This window comes from Kitasatospora sp. NPDC056531, from assembly GCF_042794375.1.
Lineage (GTDB): Bacteria > Actinomycetota > Actinomycetes > Streptomycetales > Streptomycetaceae > Kitasatospora.
Genome location: NZ_JBHTTU010000007.1, coordinates 141,571 through 162,950 on the forward strand (window position 1 = coordinate 141,571; position 21,380 = coordinate 162,950).

Annotated in this window: 16 protein-coding genes and 3 pseudogenes; 5 read left to right on the plus strand and 14 right to left on the minus strand. The window is 70.1% G+C overall.

Going from position 1 to position 21,380, the window contains the following annotated elements:
* The first annotated feature begins 24 nt into the window (after window positions 1-24).
* Entirely contained in the window at window positions 25-1,872 is a 1,848-nt protein-coding gene (locus ACFQ87_RS10425) for a peroxidase family protein (protein WP_380610225.1), read from the plus strand.
* Between the two features lie 428 nt (window positions 1,873-2,300).
* Here the strand turns inward: ACFQ87_RS10425 and ACFQ87_RS10430 are convergent, their stop codons facing one another.
* The 11 genes and pseudogenes from ACFQ87_RS10430 to ACFQ87_RS10480 form a co-directional block, all read right to left on the minus strand.
* Window positions 2,301-2,627, minus strand: a complete 327-nt coding sequence (locus tag ACFQ87_RS10430) for a hypothetical protein (protein ID WP_380610226.1) — start codon at window positions 2,625-2,627, stop codon at window positions 2,301-2,303.
* Window positions 2,628-3,210: 583 nt separating this feature from the next.
* Window positions 3,211-3,930, minus strand: coding sequence for a hypothetical protein (locus tag ACFQ87_RS10435; RefSeq protein WP_380610227.1), 720 nt, complete (start codon window positions 3,928-3,930; stop codon window positions 3,211-3,213).
* On the minus strand, window positions 3,923-4,504 hold the full coding sequence (locus ACFQ87_RS10440; protein ID WP_380610228.1) for an RNA polymerase sigma factor: 582 nt from the start codon (window positions 4,502-4,504) through the stop codon (window positions 3,923-3,925). Before ACFQ87_RS10440 ends, ACFQ87_RS10435 begins: the two co-directional genes overlap by 8 nt.
* 338 nt (window positions 4,505-4,842) lie before the next feature.
* Complete coding sequence (locus tag ACFQ87_RS10445) at window positions 4,843-6,690, minus strand: ABC transporter ATP-binding protein (protein WP_380610229.1); 1,848 nt, start codon at window positions 6,688-6,690, stop codon at window positions 4,843-4,845.
* Between the two features lie 114 nt (window positions 6,691-6,804).
* Complete coding sequence (locus tag ACFQ87_RS10450; protein WP_380610230.1) at window positions 6,805-6,984, minus strand: hypothetical protein; 180 nt, start codon at window positions 6,982-6,984, stop codon at window positions 6,805-6,807.
* 387 nt (window positions 6,985-7,371) lie between these two features.
* A complete protein-coding gene (locus tag ACFQ87_RS10455; protein ID WP_380610231.1) occupies window positions 7,372-8,514 on the minus strand; it encodes an ABC transporter substrate-binding protein in 1,143 nt (380 codons plus the stop codon).
* On the minus strand, window positions 8,511-11,147 hold the full coding sequence (locus ACFQ87_RS10460) for a SpoIIE family protein phosphatase (RefSeq protein WP_380610278.1): 2,637 nt from the start codon (window positions 11,145-11,147) through the stop codon (window positions 8,511-8,513). The genes ACFQ87_RS10455 and ACFQ87_RS10460 overlap by 4 nt, the downstream gene beginning before the upstream one ends.
* A gap of 461 nt (window positions 11,148-11,608) precedes the next feature.
* Window positions 11,609-12,745 (minus strand): PP2C family protein-serine/threonine phosphatase, encoded by a 1,137-nt coding sequence (locus tag ACFQ87_RS10465; RefSeq protein WP_380610232.1) that lies wholly within the window; start codon window positions 12,743-12,745, stop codon window positions 11,609-11,611.
* A gap of 250 nt (window positions 12,746-12,995) precedes the next feature.
* Window positions 12,996-14,087 (minus strand): annotated as a pseudogene (locus tag ACFQ87_RS10470) (SpoIIE family protein phosphatase); the annotation flags it as partial.
* A 228-nt stretch (window positions 14,088-14,315) separates the two neighbouring features.
* Window positions 14,316-14,849: pseudogene (locus ACFQ87_RS10475) on the minus strand (ATP-binding cassette domain-containing protein); the annotation flags it as partial.
* Window positions 14,846-15,133, minus strand: coding sequence for a hypothetical protein (locus ACFQ87_RS10480; protein ID WP_380610233.1), 288 nt, complete (start codon window positions 15,131-15,133; stop codon window positions 14,846-14,848). The gene ACFQ87_RS10480 and the pseudogene ACFQ87_RS10475, both read right to left, overlap by 4 nt.
* A gap of 383 nt (window positions 15,134-15,516) precedes the next feature.
* Here ACFQ87_RS10480 and ACFQ87_RS10485 point away from each other — a divergent pair.
* Both ACFQ87_RS10485 and ACFQ87_RS10490 read left to right on the plus strand, forming a co-directional pair.
* A pseudogene (locus ACFQ87_RS10485) lies at window positions 15,517-15,858 on the plus strand (ABC transporter permease); the annotation flags it as partial.
* Window positions 15,859-16,277: 419 nt separating this feature from the next.
* Complete coding sequence (locus tag ACFQ87_RS10490) at window positions 16,278-17,336, plus strand: PP2C family protein-serine/threonine phosphatase (RefSeq protein ID WP_380610234.1); 1,059 nt, start codon at window positions 16,278-16,280, stop codon at window positions 17,334-17,336.
* Window positions 17,337-17,392: 56 nt separating this feature from the next.
* On the opposite strand, the gene ACFQ87_RS10495 is transcribed toward ACFQ87_RS10490, so the two are convergent.
* Together ACFQ87_RS10495 and ACFQ87_RS10500 are read right to left on the minus strand one after the other, a co-directional pair.
* Window positions 17,393-18,496 (minus strand): ABC transporter permease, encoded by a 1,104-nt coding sequence (locus ACFQ87_RS10495; protein ID WP_380610235.1) that lies wholly within the window; start codon window positions 18,494-18,496, stop codon window positions 17,393-17,395.
* A gap of 15 nt (window positions 18,497-18,511) precedes the next feature.
* Window positions 18,512-18,826 carry an SDR family NAD(P)-dependent oxidoreductase gene (locus tag ACFQ87_RS10500; protein WP_380610236.1) on the minus strand — a complete coding sequence of 105 codons (315 nt, stop codon included), beginning with the start codon at window positions 18,824-18,826 and terminating at the stop codon, window positions 18,512-18,514.
* A gap of 197 nt (window positions 18,827-19,023) precedes the next feature.
* Here ACFQ87_RS10500 and ACFQ87_RS10505 point away from each other — a divergent pair, with 197 nt between their 5' ends.
* On the plus strand, window positions 19,024-19,707 hold the full coding sequence (locus ACFQ87_RS10505) for a TetR/AcrR family transcriptional regulator (RefSeq protein ID WP_380610237.1): 684 nt from the start codon (window positions 19,024-19,026) through the stop codon (window positions 19,705-19,707).
* A 69-nt stretch (window positions 19,708-19,776) separates the two neighbouring features.
* Complete coding sequence (locus ACFQ87_RS10510; protein WP_380610238.1) at window positions 19,777-20,466, plus strand: HAD family hydrolase; 690 nt, start codon at window positions 19,777-19,779, stop codon at window positions 20,464-20,466.
* A 32-nt stretch (window positions 20,467-20,498) separates the two neighbouring features.
* On the opposite strand, the gene ACFQ87_RS10515 is transcribed toward ACFQ87_RS10510, so the two are convergent.
* Window positions 20,499-21,257 carry a DeoR/GlpR family DNA-binding transcription regulator gene (locus tag ACFQ87_RS10515; protein WP_380610239.1) on the minus strand — a complete coding sequence of 253 codons (759 nt, stop codon included), beginning with the start codon at window positions 21,255-21,257 and terminating at the stop codon, window positions 20,499-20,501.
* Window positions 21,258-21,380 lie beyond the last annotated feature (123 nt).

A 21,380-nucleotide genomic window follows, 5' to 3' on the forward strand; every position in this document is an offset into this window, starting at 1 on the left:
CACCCCTGACAGGAGAAGGCCAGCATGGCCAATCAGCCCACCCCCCAAGGCAGTCCGCAGGCGGCCAGGTCCGCCGACCGACCCGAGCCCGCGTTCTTCCTGCGGGCGTACGAGCGGTTGGCGCTGGTCGTCGACCACAAGATCGGCTGGGACCGCCTGCCCACGCCGCTCGGCCTGGCGACCCTGCTGGGCCTGCGGAACCTGCTGCGCCGCAAGAACCTCTTCGACACCGCCGGTTATCCCGCGAAGGACCTGCCGCAGATCCAACCTCGCCGGGCCCGCGACACCACCGAGCGCTCGGCCGATGGCACCTACAACGACTTCGCGGACCCCCGGATGGGTATGGCCGGTTCGCGCTTCGGCCGCAACGTGCCGCCCGAGCGGACCTACCCCGAGCCCGAACCGCAGATCCTCTCGCCGAGCCCCCGCGAGGTGAGCCGAGCGCTGCTCACGCGGCACCAGTTCGTGCCCGCGGAGTCGGTCAACTCACTGGTCGCCGCCTGGCTGCAGTTCATGATCCGTGACTGGTTCAGCCACGGTCAGGGCACCATGGAGGATCCCTGGACGATCGAGCTGGTCGACGACGATCCCTGGCCGACCCGCCCGATGCTGGTACCGCGCACCATCCCCGACCGGACCAGACCGGCCGGCGACGGCCGGCCCCCTACCTACATCAACGAGAACACCCACTGGTGGGACGCATCCCAGATCTACGGTGACAGCCTGGAGGAGCAGCGAGGGCTGCGCACCGGTGAGGGCGGGAAGCTGCGGGTGCCCGGCAACGGCGCGATGACCACCGACGACCAGGGCCAGGATCCGGCGAAGACTCCAGGGTTCTGGCTCGGCCTGGCCATGATGCACCGTCTGTTCATCCTGGAACACAACGCCATCTGCGACCAGTTGTACGAGGACTACCCGCAGTGGACGGACGAACAGCTCTTCCAGCGGGCCCGGCTGATCAATGCCGCTCTCATCGCCAAGATCCACACGGTCGAGTGGACCCCGGCGGTCATCAGCCACCCGACCACCGTCGCCGCACTTCGGGCCAACTGGTACGGCGTCCAGGGCGAGCGGCTGCGTCGGCTCCTGGGCCGTCTCAGTGGCAGCGAGGTGCTCAGTGGGATCGTCGGAGGCAGGACGGACCACTTCGGCGTCCCCTACACGCTCACCGAGGAGTTCACGGCGGTGTACCGGATGCACCCGCTGATCCGCGATGACTGGTCGTTCCGCTCCGCCACCGACGACACACTGCTGCAGGAGGCGAACTTCCGGGAACTGGCCGGGCCGCACGCCTACGAGCTCCTGGCCAAGCACTCGCTGACCGACCTCTTCTACTCGTTCGGCACGGCGTACCCCGGGCTGGTGACACTGCACAACTACCCGAGGTACCTGCAGGAGTTCGAGCGGCCAGACGGAAAGCTGGTCGACCTGGGCGCCGTCGACATCCTGCGCATCCGCGAACTGGGCGTGCCCAGGTACAACGAGTTCCGGCGCCTGCTCCACCTCAAGCCCGCCAAGGACTTCGAGTCGCTGACGCCGGACCGGGCCTGGGCCAGGGAACTGAGCCGGATCTACGAGGGCGACATCGAGCGCGTGGACCTGATGGTCGGCATGTTCGCCGAACCCCGGCCCAAGGGCTTCGCCTTCAGCGACACCGCCTTCCGCATCTTCATCCTGATGGCATCGCGCCGCCTGAACAGCGACCGCTTCCTCACCAGGGACTACAGCCCCCAGGTGTACACGCGCACCGGGCTGGACTGGGTCGAGAACAACAGCATGAGCTCGGTACTGCTGCGCCACTTCCCGGACCTGCGTCCGGCGATGTCCTCAGTGACCAACGCGTTCACCCCCTGGCAGAGCACCAGGGTCTGAGCTCGGCGATCAACGTCGGCGCGCTTGGTGCTCCTCGATGGACTCTGCGCGTTTGACCGCCTTGCCGAGGTGCGCTTCTGGCGAGCGGGGAGCCGGCGACGTTTTCGGGCGGTGGAGGCCACTGGCCTCCACCGCCGATCAGGACACCGTCGCAGGTGCCGAGTTGCTCGACGACGCAGGCCTGCAGGTCCTCGTCGGAGGCCGGAGGCAGTCCCGGCCTGCGCCACCCCGGCCCAGCCGCACTCACACCAGCCAACGAGGCCTGCGATCTCGCCCGGCCGGTATTTGACAAGTCGATTCGTCGCACCGCCTCCCGCCAGGAGCATCGCGAGCGCTGACTGGCGGGAACGCCTTGTTGGCACCCAGCACGGCATCAGCCAAGGTAGCTCTCCCTATGTCACATTGGCGTGCTCGGCCGCCTGTCCGATTCATGGCCTCATGGCGTACCACAGGGCGCCGCAGGAGAAGATGCCATCACCGGTGACGTCACCGGGCTTGGTGTCACCCATGTAGTAGTACAGCGGGTGTCCGTTGTAGGTGACCTGCACGGTACCATCGGCACGCGTCGTCGTACCGAGGTGGCTGCTGTTGACCCCCGGGCCGGCCGTGGCGCCGGTGGTGAGCAGCGGGGGCCATATGCTGGCGCAGCGTCCGTAGCAGGTCGACGTGCTCGTCGTGTCCCGCGCGAACAGGTAGAGCGTGTTGCCGCCGGCTCCGGCCAGGATCTGCCCCAGCTTGCTGGAATGGACGGTCACGGCGGGATCAAGTGTGTTTGTCGCACTGGTGGAGGCTGGTGCGGTCGATACCGCGGAAGGCGCTGCGGCGCTTGCAGGCCGAGCATTGTGCCCACCCTGTCCGGACCAGGCGCCCGCCGTTCCGACGCCCAGTGTGACTATGGCTACCACCAGCATGTTTGTCGTCCGGCGGCGTTTGCGAGTGCTCGTCGTGTCTGTACGTGTTCTGGGTGTCATCATGTCGACCCGTTCACATTGGGTCTCGTGCATGACCCACCAGATGCAGGTCATGCACCCGGTCAACTACCAATGTACTCCTGCAAGTCGAGACAAAAAGGGCGCATCGGGTACAGGAGCCGTCTGCTTTTCGATCACGCGGTTGACCTGGCCGAACGGGCTTCTTGCGGGGTGGTCCCGGTGGGGCCGGTGCATGAAGGCTGAGCATCCGCTCCGGGGGCGGGCAGCCCAGCAGGACATCTCGTCAGCCGCCAGGAGAGCCCGCACCTCTCCTTCGTCGGCAGTCACCTCTGTGGCGAACTTGGTGACGATGTCGTCCAGGGGGTGAAGAGCACGAAACGGTGCTCCATGCCTTCGAGGTGTTCGTTCATCGGGCCCAGTTCCCACCCGTCGCCGAGACGAAGGTGGCCGCAGCGAGTTCGGAGCCGTTGGCGGTGAGCAGGCGGACACCTGTGACCGGCGCTGCACCGGCTTTGTAGGGCCCGCCCCAAGAGCCGTAGCCATCGCTGTCGAGAGTGAAAGTACCTAGCGTGACGATGGATCCGTCGGCCCGCTGAAGCTGGCACTGGACGGTGCCGGAGTGCCCGTCGGCGTCCACCGACATGTACATCCAGGGTGAGGTCCCGGTGTAGACGAAGACCTGCCCCATCGATTGTCCCCCACTGGTGAGTTGGGCGGTGAGCAGGTGTTGCTGCGCCGGGGAGGTGATCGGCGCGACCGGGAGGGGCTGGCTGGACAGACTGCCGAGCACCCAACCGCCTCCACCCAGTGCGAGGCCCGCTGCGGCTGCCGCCGCGGCGAGGGCGATCCGCCGCCACCGTTCGCGGCGGGCCGGGCGCCGCGCGGACGTCAGTCCGAGGCGGTCGAGCACCCTGTCCTCGAAGCCGGGCGGCGGTTCGCTGTCGGGCACGAGGTCCAGCAGCGCGTCCGCCGTGAGCGCCAGCTCGTGGATGTGTGCGCGACAGGCGGGGCAGCGTTCGAGGTGGGCCGTCGCCGCGGCTTGCTCCTCGGCGGGCAGCACGCCGAGCGCGATCTCCGCGCCGATCTCCTGGAGCTGCGCGCAGGTGAGTTCGCGGTCGTCAGTCATGATCCACCCGTCCGGTCGCGAGGGACGCGCGCAGCTTGGCCATGGCGGCCCTGATTCGGGTCTTGGCGGTGCCGAGCGGTACCTTTTCGAAGTCCGCGACCTGCTGAGCCGTCATCCCGTAGATACCAGCCATCACCACAGCGCGGGCTTGATCGCGCGGGAGCGCGGCGACCGTATGGCGCAGTTCCGCCGCGGCCTCAGCGGTGAGCGCGTGCTGCTCCGGCGTGTCGGTGACGGTCTCCAGCATGTTCTCCAGGTCGGCGGGGGCGACCGGGGTGGCCTTGTGGGCACGTAGGGCATCGATCGCCTGGTTGTGCGCGATGGCCGACAGCCAGGTGCGCACGGACCCTCGGCGTGGGTCGTAGACCTGAGCGTGTCGACAGACTTGCTCGAAGGTCTGCTGGGCGATGTCCTCGGCGAGCTGGGCGTCGCCGACCACGCCGACGGCCACGCCGAAGACCCGGCGCTGGAACCGCCGGACGAAGGCCACAGCAATCTCGGGATCGCCGGTCATGAGGCCCGCCAGCAGCGCTTCATCGGGGACCTGCTCCCATGGAAGACCAGCCCTACGCATACCTCCTACGTACCACGAGCCGGCAGGGATTTCCTTTGCCTCGGTACGGGATTCAAGGGTCCGTGGCTGCGACTTCGCGAGCGACTGCCGCTGGACCTGATCTCACGCCGGGTAAGTCACGGCGGTCCTCGGCGACGTCCGCCGTGGCCCCGCCGGCAGGCGTTGGAGCGCCTCGGCCGACGGTGCCCGTGCCGCACAGGCCGGGCGAGCGGTGGGACGGCGGTGAGGGGGTCTGCACCGCCGTCCGGGGCCCTGCGCGAACACCACCGCCGACGCTGGTGACGCCTCCGGATGCGCATGCTCGAAAGCCATGAGCTGTCACCAGCCGCTCTCGGGGTTCAGGAGCGGATCCCGACGGATTCTCCGGGTGACCGGTGCAGCCGGTAGAGGTGGGCGTAGGCGGGGCTGCGGGCGAGCAGTTCGTCGTGGGTGCCGTGGGCCGCGACCCGGCCCTGGTCGAGCAGGACGATCTGGTCCGCGTCACGGACCGTGAGCAGGTTGTGCGAGATGATGATCGTCGTCCGGCCTGACATCAGCAGGCGGAGCGGCTCCATGATCCGCCTGGTGGACTCGGCGTCGAGACCCGTCATGGGCTCGTCGAGGACGAGTACGGGGGCTTCGCGGACCATGGCGCGGGCGATGGCGAGACGCTGCCGCTGGCCGCCGGAGAGCAGGCGGCCGCGCTGACCGACCACGGTGTTGTAGCCCTCGGGCAGGCGGCTGACGAACTCGTGGGCGTCCGCCGCGCGGGTGGCGGCCCGGATCTCGGCCTCGCTGGCCTGCGGCCGCCCGTATGCGACGTTCTCCCGGACGGTGCCGTGGAAGACGAGCGTCTCCTGGAGGACCACCGCGACGTTCTCCCGCAGGTCGGTGAGGGCCAGCTCGCGCAGGTCGATCCCGTCGAGCCGCACCGAGCCGTGGTCCGGGTCGTAGAAGCGGAGCAGCAGCTTGGCGACGGTCGACTTGCCCGCGCCGCTGGCTCCGACCAGGGCCACCGTCTCCCCCGGCGCCACCTTGAACGACACGCCCGACAGCGCGTGCCGGTCCACATCCGGGTAGCTGAAGGAGACCTCGTCGAACTCGATGCCGCCGCGCGCTCGTCCGAACGGCCGTGGCGTGCGGGTCTCCACCACCTGGGGGTGCTGGTGGAGCAGTTCGATGATCCGGTCGGCGGCTGCGGAGGCCGAGTAGAACGTGTTGCCGAGGCCGGACATGCCGCGGATCGGGCCGTAGAGCCTGCTCAGCAGCGCCAGGAAGACCATCAGTCCGCCCAGCGAGAGTCGGCCGTTGGCCAGCTCCCAGGCGCCCAGGCCCATCACCACCAGGCCGCCGATCAGTTCGACGAAGTCGACGGCCGGTCCGTACAGCGCTCCGATCCGGGTGGAGGCCATCACCGCGTGGTACCGGCCGAGGCTCTCGCGCTGGAAGCGGGCGTGCTCCCAGTCCTGGCGGTTGTACGCCTGGACCAGCGCGATGTTGCCGAGCGTCTCCTCGGTGACCGCGCTGATCGAACCGCTGCGCCGGCGGCGCTCCCGCGCCGCCGCCCTGATCAGCCGGGCGAAGCGCCGGGCGGTGAACCAGAACATCGGCGCGATGACCAGCGCGGCCAGCGTGAGGTCCCAGCGCAGCACGACGAGCAGGCCGATGTAGATGCCCAGCCGTGCGACCTGCCCGATCGCGCCGACGATCCCGGAGAGCATGAAGGTCTCGACGGCATCGACGTCGCCGGTGACCCGGGACAGCACGTCACCGAGCCGTCGCCGTTCGAAGAAGCCCAGCGACAGGTCCTCGAGGTGCCGGAAGACGTCCGAGCGCAGGGACAGCAGGAAGCGCTCGCTCACCCACGTGGACGTCACCCGGTTGACGAAGGAGAGCACTCCGGAGAACAGGGTCAGCACGGCGTAGGCCACGGCGATCGGTAGGAACAGGCTCAGGTCGCGCGGGACGAGCATGTCGTCGATCACGATCTTGAACAGCCAGATCTCCGCGGCGCCGACGGCCGGACCGAGCACCACCAGGACCAGCAGCACCGCCATCCAGCGGCGACCACCGCGGGTGTAGGGCCAAAACCGCCGGAAGACCTGCCGCAGCGGAACCGGCGGCGCGGCGGCGACCAGCCCACCCGGACCCTCGGCAACGCTGAGGAGCCGGTTCAGAGCCGAGCGTACGGTGCGTTCTCTCGTCATCTCACGGTCTCGTCCCTGAACGCTGATCACCCCCGATGGAACGAAGCGGGCCGGGTACGAGGCCCGGGCCCGCTCTCACAACATGGACGCGTTCAGGTCTGTCGATCGCCTTGGTCACCACCATTCGCCGCGGTCGCGGAAGTCGTCGCGGTCGCGGAAGTCGTCGCGGTCGCGGAAGTCGTCGAAGTCGCGGAAGTCGTCGCGGTCGCGGAAGTCGCCGAAGTCGCCGAAGTCGTCGCGGTCCCCGTGGCCGCCGTGATCACCGAAGGAAAGCCAACGCCCGAGGAATGCCATGATCAAACCTACTTCCGAGTTCCCTTGTACGCTCCGCCGCATCCTGGACAGCGGTCGGCGCGGAGGTCGCCACAGCCGTCAACGCAGGGCGCGCGGCGACGGTCATCGCAACCGACCGTCGACACCATCGTTTGACTGCCGGCGTCGACAGCACCCGGCGTCCGAGGCCACGGCTCGCTAATAGGGATACGTATGCGCGCGCCTGTCGGATTCCTCGGCGCGGATTCCTTTGGGCGCAGATCTGATGCGGGTGCTGTCGCCGATCTGCGTGAAGCGAGACCCATGGGCCCGCTCCAACTGCTGACGATGCCGTGCTCGGCCCGGCGTGCGGCCTTCCACGCACCGGGGCTACCGTGAGTTTGCCGTCGGCTGGACACTCCCCCGGCGTCAGCCGTCCGCGACGGCCTTCGCCCAGCCGACCGCAACCGTCTCCTTCGCCTTCTCGGTCTGCGCATCCGTCGGGAACGCGGGCGTTCCCTCAACCGTCGGCAGTCTTGCGAAGGCCGCCTCGTCAAGGGTGCCGTCCTTCTTCATGGTGTCGAGCAGCACCGGGCGGGCGTAGCCGTGGAGCCGGAGGTTCTGACCCTCGGCGCTGAAGAGGTACTCCTGCCACAGGCGGGCGGCCGCCGGGTGCGAGGCGTGCTTGTTGATCGCCAGCGCGTAGTACTGGGCGAAGCTGCTGTCGAAGGGGATCGAGACCTGCCAGTTGACGCCTTTGCTGCGGAGTTCGTCGGTGTAGTTGAGGTTGACGAAGTCCCAGTTGATGCTGATGGGCGTCTGGCCGCTCGCGACCGTGGCCGAGGTGGCAGCGACCGGGTTGAGGTTGCCCGCCTGCTTGAGCTTGGCGAAGAAGTCGAGGCCGGGCTGGATGTTGTCGAACGATCCGCCGTTCGCCAGGGCCGCCGCGTACACGCTGGCGAATCCGGTCCCGGATCGGGTGGGGTCGCCCTCAAGCGCGACCTTGGCCCGGTAAGCGGGTTTCAGCAGATCGGCGAAGGTCTGGGGACAGACCTCGACGCGGTTCGCGTCGCAGCCGATGGAGATGTAGCCCCCGTAGTTGTTGGACCAACGGGCCTGCGGGTCCTTCTGGTTGCCCGGGATCGAGCCGTACGCGGCGACCTTGTACGGCGCGAGCAGGTTCTGTCTGCCTGCTGCCCGGGCGAACGTGTCCCCTACGTCGATGACGTCGGGGGCACTCTGCTGTGTCCCGTTCCTCTTGATGGCGTCGATCTCGTCCTGGCTGTGGCCCAGAGGATTGTCGACCGTGACCGTGATCCCGTACTTCCTCTCGAAGCCGTCGATCAGGCCGCCGTAGTCGGCCCAGTCACGGGGGATCGCGATCGCTCTGAGCGTGCCCTCCTTCTTCGCCGCGGCGGTCAGTGCGTCCATGCCGCCCACGTCCTTCGCGGAGGTGGCCACCGACGGGTCCTTGGGTGTGGCAGGCGGTGTGTGGCCGCACGCGCCCAGACCCATGGCCAGGAGGACCAGGCAGCCGGAGACGGTTGCCGTTCGGGCACGAGATGCGGTCACGATGACTCCAGACGTCCTTCGGTGGCCACGAGCGGGATCCCGCCGGGACCTTCCGCTGCTGGGGTGGCACTCTCGTGGAGGCGCTGTTCGGCCCAGATGACTTTGCCGTTGGGGGTGTAGCGGGTGCCCCAGCGCTCGGAGAGCTGGGCGACCAGGAACAGCCCACGCCCGCCCTCGTCGGTGCTGACCGCGTACTGCAGGTGCGGGGAGGTGCTGCTGCCGTCGGAGACCTCGCAGATGAGTGCGCGGTCACGGATCAGCCGGAGCCGGATCGGACCGGTGGCGTACCGGATGGCATTGGTGACCAGCTCGCTGACGATCAGTTCGGTGGCGAAGGCCATCTCGTCCAGGCCCCACTCGGTGAGCCGTTCCGCGACGCCGGCCCGGACCCGGGCGACGGCGGCCGGGTCGGCCGGGACGTGCCAGACGGCGACCCGGTCGGCGGGCAGCGCCCTGGTCCGGGCGACCAGCAGGGCGATGTCGTCGGTCGGGTTGGCCGGCAGCAGGGCGTTCAGCACCGCCTCGCAGGTGTCGTCGGGGCTGCGGTCGCCCTGGCCGAGGGTGGTGCGCAGCAGTTCGAGGCCGACGTCGATGTCCCGGGAGCGGTCCTCGACCAGGCCGTCGGTGTAGAGCACCAGCCGGGTACCCTCCCGCAGCTGTAGTTCGGCGTTCTCGAACGGCAGGCCGACCAGGCCGAGCGGCGGCCCCGCGGGCAACTCGGGGAACTCCACCGAGCCGTCCGGGTGGACGAGGGCCGGCAGCAGGTGCCCGGCCCGGGCCATGGCGCAGCGCAGGGTGACCGGGTCGTAGACGGCGTACAGGCAGGTCGCGCCGGTGATGGCGTCGGCGTCCTTGGCCGCCCGGTCCTGGTCGATCTGGTTGACCAGGTCGTCCAGGTGGCTGAGCAGTTCGTCCGGGGGCAGGTCGAGGGAGGAGAAGTTGTGCACGGCGGTGCGCAGCTGGCCCATGGTGGCGGCGGCGTGCAGGCCGTGGCCGACCACGTCGCCCACCACCAGGGCGACCCGGGCGCCGGGCAGCGGGATCACGTCGAACCAGTCGCCGCCCACGCCGGCCTCGGCGGGCAGGTAACGGTAGGCGACGTCCAGGGCGCTCTGCTCGGGCAGTCCGCCGGGTAGCAGGCTGTGCTGGAGGGTGACGGCCATCCGGTGCTCGCGGGTGTAGCGGCGGGCGTTGTCGATGCAGACGGCGGCCCGGGCGACCAGCTCCTCGGCCAGCGAGAGGTCGTCCTCGTCGAAGGGCTTCGGTGAGGTCGCACGCCAGAAGACGGCCACGCCGAGCACCTGGCCCCGGGCGAGCAGCGGCACGCTCAGCAGCGAGTGGATGCCGTGCTCGACCGCGCGCCGGGCCCGGTCCGGGACGTCGTCGTGCCAGACGGCGGCGCTGGTCAGATCCGCCTCGAGCACGGACTGGCCGTGCTGCAGGCTGCGGCCGAGCAGGGCGGTGGGAACGATCGGAATGGTCGCACCGACGGGATGGAACGGCGTGTCCGGGTGGACGCCGCTCAGCCCGGCCCGCCGCAGGTGGAGGATCTGCGCGCCGGTGGGTTCGTCGCCGTGCAGGACGGGCTCCGCGAGGTCGACGGTGGCGTAGTCGGCGAAGCTCGGGACGGCCGCCTCGGCGAGTTCCTGGGCGGAGCGCACCACGTCGAGTGTGGTGCCGATCGTCTTGCCGGCTTCGTACAGCACCCTGAGGCGCTCGTGGGCCGCCTCGGCCTTGTCGGACAGGGCGCGCAGCTCGGTGGAGTCGCGCAGGGTCGCGACCCGCCCGGGCGGTCCCCCGTTGCGGTCGGTGGCCCGGGTGTTCACCGAGAGTAGGCGGTCGCCGGAGCCGACCACGGCGTCGGTGACCACTCGCCCCGAGGCCAGCAGCTCGGCGACCGGGTGGCCCAGGCCCAGCTCGGTGATCGGACGGCCTTCGCAGTCGGCGGGCAGACCGAGCAACCGCGAGGCCTCGTCGTTGGCCAGCAGCACGCGGCCGTCCTCGCCGAGGATCAGCACGCCCTCCCGGACGGCGTGCAGCACGGCGTCGTGGTGCTCGTACATCCCGGTCATCTCGGCCGGACCCAGGCCATGGGTCTGCCGCTGCAGCCGGCGGCTCACCAGGCTCGTCCCGCACGCGCCGATGGCAAGAGCCACCGTGGCACCGCCGAACAGGACCGGCAGCTGCTGGTTCACCTTGTGCCGCACCTTCTCGACCGTGACCGGGGAGGAGACGATGGCGACGACGGAGCCGTCGGCGGCCTTGACGGGTACCGCCGAGATCACGGAGAGGCCCAGCGATCCGTGGAAGGTCATGGTGAAGGGCTTGCCGGTCGCCGCCTGCGCGTAGGGACCGATGACGTGCTTCCCGATCTGGTTCGGGTCGCTGTGGGTGAGCGTGACCCCGTCCAACCGGTAGACGATGATGGCATCCACGCCGGCGGCCTTCCGGGCCGCCTCGGCGGACGGCTGCAGGGCTGCGGTCGGGTCGGGGCCGCTCAGTGCCGTCAGGATCCCCGGAGAGTGCGCGAACGCCTGCGCCGCGGCGAGCGTCCGGCTCTGGGCAGCCGCCGTGGCGTCGCGCCGGGCCCCGACCACGAGAGCCACCAGCGCGGCGACGACGATCAGCAGCATCACCGCCAGCTGCAGCAGGAACACCGGGCCGGCGAGGCTGCGCGGGCTCAGCAGGCTTTTGAACAGCCGCCTCGGCCTTCCCGCATGCGGCCGACCGTGTTCTTGGCGTCCTCGCCCTCTGCGCCTCGGACGAGGAAGCCGCCCGGGCACATCAGGACTTGTCTGCAAGTCGACCAAGCCAGGCCCAGCCTTGCTCCGGAACAATAGGGACAAATCCCATTGTCAGCGCCAAACGGACCGATCTCGACCGTTGGTCTGCGTTCCAAGCGGATCAGCGGCGGGTCGGCGCTGGCGAGAGGGGCGGATTGTGAAGGTGAGAGGCGGAGTGCCGACCCACGGGGCGCCCCATGGCCCCACGCGCTCCCGCACCGGCACCCGTCCGAGCCGACCACCGACGGAACGCACGGACGTCGGGCGACCGAACGGGGGTTGTCCTGGTCGTCGTGTGCCGGCTCCGGTCGTCAGGCGACACCCGAACCCGATGGACGAGGATCCTCGCGGTCCGGGTGTTCGCGCAGGCGTACGGCGAGGACCGCGATGTCGTCGTCGAGTCCCCCGTTGCTGTGGTCGCTGAGGTCCTGGTGAAGCCTGTCGAGAAGCTCGCGGAGCGTGGCCGGGGCCTGCCGCCGCATCCAGTCCGGCAGCGGGAAGAACTCTCCGGTGCGGTTGCGGGTCTCGATCACACCGTCTGTGTAGAGAAGCAGCAGGTCACCAGGGGTGAAACGGACGGATTCGACGCTGTAGTTCTCGCCGATCAGCTCCGCGAGGTTGAGAAGCGGCGAGGGAGCCGCGGGCTGCAGGATGCCCAGCTGCCCGGCGTGCAGGAGCAGCGGCGGGGGATGCCCGCAGTTGAGAAGTCTGATGTGGCCGCCGCTGTTCGGGATCTCGGCGAGAATGGCGGTGGCGAAGCTCTCCGACGAGTCCTGGGTGGCGAACGCAAGGCTGTGTCGGGTACTGCTGGTCTCCAGGCGCCGGGCGACGTCGCGCAGGTCCGGCTCGTCGTAGGCAGCCTCCCTGAAGGAGTTGACCACCGCCGCCGCCGCCCCCACCGCCGCCAGGCCCTTGCCTCGCACATCGCCGATGAGCAGTCGAACCCCGTACGGTGTGTCGACGGCTTCGTAGAAGTCGCCGCCGATACGGGCCTGCGCCGCCGCCGCGAGATACAGCGACTCGATCTCGATGCACCCGACGAAGCGCGGCAAGGGGCGCATGACCACTTCCTGCGCCGCGTCGGCGACGAGTCTGACGTGGCTGAGGGTCTTCTCCCGCTGGAGCCGGATATGGCTCGCGTACGCGGCCGCAACGGTGACAGCAAAGATCGCCGCCACCGTGTACCACGTCCCCAGGTCCGGATAGACGAGGCTGAGGCCGATCATGATCAGGAGGCAGAGCATCCCCAGCAGGACGGTGGGGAGCACGGGCCACATGGACGCGGCTAGGGCCGGCGCGGCGGTCAGGATGCGGCTGAGGGCGACCTCCCTGGGCGTGGCGAACGCCAAGCCACCGACGACGATGGTCAGGATCAGCGGCGCCAGCAGAGCTGGCTCCCACCGGCCCTTGGGAGGACGGCGACGCCGCAGCCGATCACTGATGATCACAATTCATATTTTATCGAGACCAATCACCACAACCAGTCGCCGACACTGCCGGAGCGGAGCGGAGCGGAGCAGACCTTCGGTCTTCGGGCCCGCCGGCAGCCCGGGTGGCCATCCGGCCGGCGTGGCCCACGGACCGTCGCCCACGGCCGCCGTACACACCGCACATCGCCGACCACCGCAGCGGCCTGCGGATCGCGCTCACCGAGCCCCCACGAGCCCTGGCGCCCGCCGCAAGGCTCGGGTGGGGCCTTCAGATCGGCTGCTCCGCCCAGATGATCTTGGAAGTGGGGGTGTAGCGGGTACCCCAGCGCTCGGCGAACTGGGCGACGAGGAACAGCCCACGCCCGCCTTCGTCCGTGGCCGCGGCATAGTGCAGATGCGGGGAGGTGCTGCTGGTGTCCGAAACCTCGCAGATCAGCGTGCGATCCCGGAGAAGGCGGACGCCGATCGGTTCACCGCCGTAGCGGATCGCGTTGGTGATGAGCTCGCTGAGGATCAGCTCCGTGGTGAACACCATCTCCGCCAGCCCCCACTCGGCCAGCTGCCGGCTGGCCGAGGCCCGGATGCCGGCCACGGCGGCCGGATCCATCGGGACGTCCCACTGGGCGATTCGACCGGCCGACAACGCACGGATGCGCGCCACGAGTAGGACGACGTCGTCCGTCGTGCTCACGGGCAGCAACGCCTCGAGCACCGCATCGCAGGTCTCCTCCGGCGTCCGGTCGGCGTCGGCCAAGGTGCTGCGCAGGAGTTCGAGTCCATGGTCGATGTCCTGGCGGCGGTCCTCGACGAGGCCGTTGGTGTACAGGACCAGCCGGCCGCCCTCGGGCACCTGCAGTTGCACGGTCTCGAAGGGCAGGCCGCCCACACCGAGCGGCGGTCCGGCCGGCAGGGCGAGGTATTCCACCGTGCCGTCGGGCGCTATGAGCGCGGGCGGGAGATGGCCGGCCCGGGCCAGCTCGCAGCACCTCGACACCGGGTCGTAGATCGCGTACAGGCAGGTGGCTCCGGTGATCCCGGGATGGCCACGCATGGTGGTCTCGTCCTTGTCGATCCGGTTGACCAGTTCGTCGAGGTGCGCAAGGAGATCGTCGGGGGGCAGGTCCAGCATGGAGAAGTTGTGCACGGCCGTCCTGAGACGGCCCATGGTGGCGGCCGCGTGCACACCGTGCCCGACGATGTCTCCGACGACCAGCGCGACACGCATGCCGGACAAGGGGATGACATCGAACCAGTCTCCGCCTACACCCGACTTCGCAGGCAGGTAGCGGTAGGCGACATCGAGAGCCTCCTGCTCGGGCAGCCCGCGGGGCAGCAAGCTGTGCTGCAGGGTCACGGCCGTGCTGTCGTCGCCCGTGACGGCCGAGATGATCTGCTCGTGAGTGGCGAACCTCGTGTCAAAGGAGCCACCGTTACGGCCGAGGCGCAGCACCACCACCCGGTCGGCGACCGCCCGCACGTTCTCCAGGTCGTGGCTGACTATCAGCACGCCGAGCCGGTGCGCCCGCAGGCGCTCCACCAGTTCCATCACCAGCGCAGTCTGTCCGACCCCGAGGGCCGCGGTGGGCTCGTCCAGGATCACGATCCGGGGCTCGCCGATCATCGCGCGCGCGATCGCGACGGTCTGACGCTGACCGCCGGAGAGCGAGCCGACCGGGACGCGCAGACTGGGGATCCGGATGGACAGGGTGCTCAGCAGCTCGCGGCAGCGTCTCTCCATCTCGACCTCGTCGAGGATGCCGAATCTGCGCAGCTCGCGACCGAGGAAGAGATTGGCGACCGTATCGAGGTTGTCGCACAGCGACAGGTCCTGGTGGACGGTGGCGATGCCGAGGCTCTGGGCGTCGATCGGCCTGCGGAGGTCGACTCGTCGGCCCTCCCACTCGATCACTCCGCTGTCCGGCGGGGACACCCCGGAGACGATCTTGACCAGCGTGGACTTGCCGGCACCGTTGTCCCCGACCAGCGCGACGACCTCCCCCTCGTCGATGTCGAGGCCGACATCGCTCAGCGCCTGTACGGCGCCGAACCGCTTGGAAATGCCGCGTACGGCCAACAGGGGGGTGCGTGCCACGGAAACGATCTCCTTCCCGTCGCAGTTCACCGGGGAACGGACCCGACCAGCAGCAGTGCGACGTCGTCGGTGTGGCGCTCCGCATGCCCGGCCTGACCGATGAGCGCATCGGTCGGCCGGTCGAGTGGTTGGTACTCGGCGGTGGGGTCGACGCTCAGCACCATGCCGATGACCATCCGGGCGGTGACTGTCATGGCCAGTTCGAGCAGTTGCCGGTCCTCCGACAACAGGCAGCGGCCGCCGAAATGCGCGTCGAACCGGTCCGGCCCCGACCGCAGGATCTGCGCCACCCCCGCAAGACCGCGCTCGTCCATCGCGCCGGCGCCCTTGCGCCCGGGCCGCGATGACACATTCCATGACATGCCCATCACGAGAACCTCACTTGAGCTGACCAGTGAATCCGCAGCCCCCATCCCAATACTGGCCCGACCAGGCACCGTACGTCCCGTCGCCCGATTCGCGGCCCGCGGCGACAGCTTCTCGGCTTCCCCGGGAGACCTTGGTCGGCCTCGGTGCCGTACCCGCGCGACCTCCGCGGGCGCGGCCTGGCCGGCTTCCGCGCCCACGCCGGCGACCGCGGCACGGAGTCTCGGCGGTCGCGTCGCCGTCCGCGGCCGTGGACGTCCGCCGCCGATCACGGCGGCCGGACACCCCGGTGACGCTACGTCCGCCCCGACCGCCGGTCCGGGCCGCGCCGGGGGCGCGGCCCGAACTCGCCGTGTTGACAGGCGCTTCGGCGGCGAACGGGTTTGGGAGGGGGATGGCCAGCCCGAACGGTGAGGCGGCGGGCAACAACGCGGTGCCGCTGGTCATCCTGCCGTTCATCTCCAGCGCGTTCGTGCCGGTCGACGCGATGCCGGGCTGGTTCCAGCCGATCGCCGAGTACCAGCCGTTCACTCCGGCGATCGAGACGCTGCGCGGTCTGCTGCGCGGCGGCGAGATCGGGCACAGCGGGTGGCTCTCGCTCGCCTGGTGCCTGGGCTTGGCCGTGCTCGGCTACTTCTGGTCGCAGTCCCTGTTCACCCGCGAATCGCGGTAGAAGCGCGGTCTGTCCCCCGCAGCCCGTAGCGCCCCGGGACGTGCCACATCCTGAACACCGCGATGTACACCATCATCGTCCTACTGGCCGTGGCCACCTCCGTGGTGGCACCGCCCTTCCTGCGCTGCGCGACGCGCCGGATCCCGAGGACGGTCACGGAGACCCGGAACGGGAACGGGAGTTCGCCGGGCCCTGAGCCCGCGCTCCGCCCGGTCAGGCGTTGATGGCGAGAAGCGGGCTGTTCGTGGACCATGGGCGAATGGCGATAAAATTACCCAAACCGGCGGTCTGGCTTCCGGGCAGGCTGCCGCTCGACCTGTGTGACGCCGGGGAGCGGCACGGTGGCGAGGTCTCCTGAGGAACGCGGTGAGAAACGCGGAGTCCCTCACAGCGCTGGTGCGCGGGCCAGGTTGCTGCCCGTGCTGCCCGCCCTGCTGCTGTTCATCGGCCTGATCGTCGGCCTCTTCACGCCCCGCGCGGTCAGGCCGGATGCCCTCCTCGCCACCGCCACGGTTGCCGCCGCCGCGCTGCTACCCCTGTGGGGGACCGTGCTCACCGGAGTGGGCGCGTGCGCCATTTTCATCGGCCTCATGGTGGACTTCGACGCGCTGCAAGATGCGACCGCCTACTCCGAGCTGGTTACCCTCGCGGTGATCGCGGTATTCGCCGTCTTCCTCAACCGCCTGCTGGGCCGACGCGCCCATCAGCTGACTCAGGTCCGCTCGGTGGCCGAGGCCGCCCAGCTGGCGGTGCTGCATCCGGTGCCACGCCACCTCGGGCACGTCACGCTCGAGAGCCTCTACCTGGCCGCCGCGGCGGAGGCCCGGATCGGCGGCGACCTGTACGAGGCGATACGCACCCCGCGCGGCGTACGGCTGCTCATCGGCGACGTACGCGGCAAGGGCCTGCTCGCGGTGCAGACCGCCGCGGCGCTGCTCAGCGCCTTCCGCGAAGCCGCCCACGACGCGCCGGACCTGCCCCACCTCGCGCACCGCCTGGAGACGAGCATGAGCCGCCACGCCTCCCAGTACCCGGGAGTCCCGGGCTCGGAGATCGCTGAACGTTTCATCACCGTGCTCCTCGCCGAGATCCCGGACGACGAACCCGTCGTCCGGACCGTCACCTGCGGCCACCCGCCCGCGCTGCTGCTGCACTGCGGCGGGGTCCGGACGCTGCAGCCCTCCGCTCCCTCGCCGCCGCTCAACCTGGGCATGCTGGTGAGCGACGGCTACCACGTCGACCTCGCCCCCTTTCACCCCGGGGACCAGCTCGTGCTCTACACCGACGGGGTCACCGAGACCCGCGACCGCTCCGGCGCCTTCTACCCCCTCGCCGAACGCATCCGCTCGTGGAGCGGCGAGGCGCCCCACCATCTCCTCGACCACCTCCATCGCGACCTGATCGCCTACAGCGGAGGCGAGCTCAACGACGACATCGCCGCCCTCGTCGCCCGGCGGCGACCGGGCCGCTGGGCCTGAGATGCCGGTACGGACGAGGCCGAGGACGGCGTCGGCGACGTGGTCGGCGCTGGCGGTCACGCCGCGACTGCCTCCTGCCGGACGGCTCGCAGGTCGAGCGCGTACTGGACGGCCAGGCAGCCGAGTATCCACACGGCGAGCAGGACGAGGCCGCCGGTCAGGTGCGCGGAGTGGTAGTAGCCGGCGCCGCGCAGGGCCCGTACGGCGGCAGCCGGAGGCATGATCTGCGCCAGCGGGGCCAGCCATGGCGGCAGGAAGGACGGCGGCAGGATGCCCCCGGAGGTGGCGTTGCCGAGGATCAGCAGCACCACCGACGCCACCGGCATGCCGATCGGGCCGAAGAGCCGCAGCAGCACTCCGGCCGCGGTGGCGGTGGCCATCGCCAACAGCGCGGCGATCACGGCCACTGTGGTGAACGCGGCAGGCAGGGCGTGCAGGGCCTGGTGGCCGATGAGCGCGACCATGGTGCCGCTCGCGGCGGCGAAGACCACGGTGGACGCCACTCGGGCGGCCAGGGGCAGGCGCGGGGCGATCTGGTAGGAGGCCACCGAGAACAGGAAGCCGGCCAGGACCACACCGAAGGAGGCGTAGAACACCGACAGTCCACGGGTGTCACCGGAGGCCAGCGGGACCACGTCCTGGACCGCTACCGGGTGGCCGGCCGCCGAGCTGGCGGCGGCCTGCAGGCCTGCGACGGTGGACGGGCCCTGGGCGCCCGCCGCAAGGAGCACCGTGCTGTTGCCCTCGGTGACCAGGGCGGCGGGCACCTGGTCGTGCGCGACGGCGTCGCGGGCGGCGGCAGCGCTGGGGTAGCGGTGGAAGCTGTAGGCGTCGGGCGCCGTGTCGTTCAGGGCGAGTTCGGCGCGTGCGGCCTGCTGGTCGGAGGCTGCGATGCCCAGCGGCTGGTGGTGGGCCGTGGGTGCGTGGAAGGCCGCCAGGTACACGGCGACGAACGCGGTCCCGATCGCCAGCGCCGTCACCACCGGGACGAGCACGGCCTTGAGCAGTCCGGCGCCAGCGGCGAGCACGGGAGTGGGGATGCCGGGCTCGGTGTCGAGCAGCGCGTGCCGGCCGTGTCGCTCCGCGGCCTGCGGGTGGGGAACGGTCGGCTCGGCGGTCTCGGGATTCGGGTGCGGGGGCAGAGGCGTGGTGTGGTTCATGGGTCTGTCTGCCGCTTACGCGCGGCGTGCGGTGGGGGACTTTGTGGTCGGCGCCAACTGGGCCTCGACTGTGTGGACTTGCCCGCGTAACACTCGTCGCCTCCGACGACGCCGCCTACATGACCGGCCGCACGCTGCCGGTGGACGGCGGCCGTCGCCCGCGAGCGCGGCGACCAGCTCCTCCGCCGCCTGCCGGTTGCCGCGGTAGCCGATGACGACCGCCGCCCCCTCCGCGGCCAACCGCGTGGCGACCGCCGCACCGATCCCCCGGCTACCGCCGGTCACCACCGCGACCTTGCCCGCGAAGCGGCTGCTGTCCACTGCTGCCATGGGTTCGTTCCTTCCTGCCGCCACCGGTGCGCGAGCGCGAGAGCGGCAAAGGCTCTGGATCCAGCCGTCGTGTTCCTCGGGCCGGCACGACGAGATTAACACTAACCGCAGGAAATCCTTCACTTATCCTGATTGTCGTACGCTCGGCACACACGCACTCAGGGCAGGACGACAGGCGACAGCAGAGGTGGACCACGGTGACCGGCAGTACTCCAGGGCGAGGCGGGACCCCGCGGCTACGCGCCGACGCCGCGCGCAACCGCGCCCAGATCCTGGCCGCGGCGCGCACCGCCTTCCGTGAGTCGGGCACCGCCGCCCCCCTCGACGAGATCGCCCGCCGGGCCGGCGTCAACATCGCCACCCTCTACCGGCGCTTCCCCGACCGCGACGCCCTGATCACCCAGGTCCTCCTCGACGGGTTCACCCTCGTGCTCCACACCGCCCGCACGGCGGCCAGGACCGCGCAGACCGACCCGCTCGCGGCCGTGGAGACCTTCCTTCAGGAACTCGTCGAGCACCGCGACCTGCTGGCACTGCCCCTGATCGGGGGCGCCAGGACGAACGACCCCCAGGCCCGTGAACTGCAACGGGAGATCGCCGCCGCACTGGAGGAGATCCTCACCGCAGGACGCGCCCGCAAGGCCCTCCGGCCCGACGTCACCGCCGTCGACCTCATCACCACCGCCGCGCTGATCTGCCGCCCCCTGCCCCACCTCCCACCCCAGCAAGCCACCGCGCTGGCCGCGCGACACCTCGGCGTCTTCCTCGACGGGCTGCGCCCGGAACCCACCCGCACCCTGCCGCCGGCCCCCACCCACGAGGAGATGGCGGCGCACCTCGCCCTGGAGGACGGGCCGGCCGAAACCCCGACCGAGCCCTGACCCGCAGTCATACCCGCTGTGGGGCCTCATGCTTGCGGGCGGCTCGTCGGCGCGGCCAGAATCAGCAGCATGATCAAGGGTGTGATGTTCGACTTCTCCGGAACCCTCTTTCGGATCGAATCGACCACGCAGTGGCTTCGCGCGGTGGTGGCGAAGGCCGGCCTGGCCATGTCCGAGGACGAACTCGACGCGTGTGCCGGACGGCTGGAAGCGGCCGGGGCGCTGGCCGGAGGCGCTCCCCCTCGACGAGTGCCGCCCCATCTGGAGGCGCTGTGGCGGGAACGCGATCTGAGCACCGAGCGGCACCGGGCCGCCTATACGGCCCTCACCCGGGAAGCGTCGCTGCCGTCAGCTGACCTGGTCGAGGCCCTCTACGACCGTTCCCGGCTGCCCGAGGCATGGCGGCCGTACCCCGACACCGGGGAAACCCTCCGCGCCCTGCGCACGCGAGGCATCCCGGTCGCTGTCGTCAGCAACATCGGCTGGGACTTGCGCCCTATCTTCCGAGGCCACGGCCTCGACGATCTTGTGGACGCCTACCTCCTCTCCTTCGAGCTCGGAATCAAGAAGCCCGATCCACGGATCTTCCAGGCCGCCTGCGACGAACTCGAAGTGGCGCCCGGCGAGGCACTCATGGTCGGCGACCACCGCGTTGCGGACGCAGGTGCTGTTGCCCTCGGGTGCCAGGTCCACCTGGTCGATCACCTGCCCGTGGACCAGCGTCCCGACGCACTGGCCACGGTGCTCCGACTCCTCTGACAAGAGCCGGAGCGATCGGGATGCGCGTCGCGTCAGGCTCGGTGGATGCGCACGCCGCAGTCGGCGACGGCGCTCTCCTGGGCGTCGGTGAGCTCGTCGTCCGTCACCAGGTCGTGGACGTCGGACAGCGGGCAGATCGAGGCGAAGGTGACCCGGCCCACCTTGGTGCTGTCCGCCAGCACCACTGCGCGCGCACTGCTGCGCAGGAAGGCGCGGTCGGTCTGCGCCTCCATCTCGTCGTGTGTGGTGCAGCCCTCCTGCGCCGTCAGGCCGTCCACCCCGATGAACGCGACGTCGAAGTGGTACTGCGTGAGCATCCGGTCCGCGGCCGGCCCGACCAGCTCGTAGCTCGCCGACCGGGCCAGCCCGCCGATCACCACCAGACGGACCTCAGGGCGCACGATCAGCTCCGCGGCGATGTTCACCGCGTTGGTCACCACCGTGAGACCGCCCCGCTCGCCCAGCACACGGGCCAGCTCCGTCGCGGTCGTGCCACCGGTCAGCCCCACCACCGCGCCGTCCGGCACCAACTCGGCCGCCACCCGGGCGATCCGCCGCTTCTCCTCCTGCCGCGTCCCACTGCGGTGCCGCAACGGCAGTTCCAGGTTCACCGCGCCCGTCACCGCACCACCCCGCGTGCGGTGCAACAGCCCCTGCTCGTGCAACTCCTGCAGGTCCCGCCGCACTGTCGCACCCGACACGCCCAGCAACTCGGAGAGTGCGTGCACATCCGCACTCCCCGCCTCACCGATGTGGGACAGGATCAGGGCCGCGCGATCAGCTTTGAGCATGACGCGAGTCTAGCGCCACCACCGGGATGACGGCCCGACCTGGATGTATTCCTGGCCTCGAGCACGATTCGACTCAAGCCCCCGCCTGTTCAGAGATGAGTACAATCACCGAACTTCAATCAT

What these genes read in the sequence shown, in the direction of transcription:
- ACFQ87_RS10425 (WP_380610225.1), top strand. Translation starts at nt 25, where the DNA reads ATGGCCAATCAGCCCACCCCCCAAGGCAGTCCGCAGGCGGCCAGGTCC.
- ACFQ87_RS10435 (WP_380610227.1), bottom strand. Translation starts at nt 3,930, where the DNA reads ATGACTGACGACCGCGAACTCACCTGCGCGCAGCTCCAGGAGATCGGC.
- ACFQ87_RS10440 (WP_380610228.1), bottom strand. Translation starts at nt 4,504, where the DNA reads ATGCGTAGGGCTGGTCTTCCATGGGAGCAGGTCCCCGATGAAGCGCTG.
- ACFQ87_RS10445 (WP_380610229.1), bottom strand. Translation starts at nt 6,690, where the DNA reads ATGACGAGAGAACGCACCGTACGCTCGGCTCTGAACCGGCTCCTCAGC.
- ACFQ87_RS10450 (WP_380610230.1), bottom strand. Translation starts at nt 6,984, where the DNA reads ATGGCATTCCTCGGGCGTTGGCTTTCCTTCGGTGATCACGGCGGCCAC.
- ACFQ87_RS10460 (WP_380610278.1), bottom strand. Translation starts at nt 11,147, where the DNA reads ATGCTGCTGATCGTCGTCGCCGCGCTGGTGGCTCTCGTGGTCGGGGCC.
- ACFQ87_RS10480 (WP_380610233.1), bottom strand. Translation starts at nt 15,133, where the DNA reads ATGGACGAGCGCGGTCTTGCGGGGGTGGCGCAGATCCTGCGGTCGGGG.
- ACFQ87_RS10495 (WP_380610235.1), bottom strand. Translation starts at nt 18,496, where the DNA reads ATGAACCACACCACGCCTCTGCCCCCGCACCCGAATCCCGAGACCGCC.
- ACFQ87_RS10500 (WP_380610236.1), bottom strand. Translation starts at nt 18,826, where the DNA reads ATGGCAGCAGTGGACAGCAGCCGCTTCGCGGGCAAGGTCGCGGTGGTG.
- ACFQ87_RS10510 (WP_380610238.1), top strand. Translation starts at nt 19,777, where the DNA reads ATGATCAAGGGTGTGATGTTCGACTTCTCCGGAACCCTCTTTCGGATC.
- ACFQ87_RS10515 (WP_380610239.1), bottom strand. Translation starts at nt 21,257, where the DNA reads ATGCTCAAAGCTGATCGCGCGGCCCTGATCCTGTCCCACATCGGTGAG.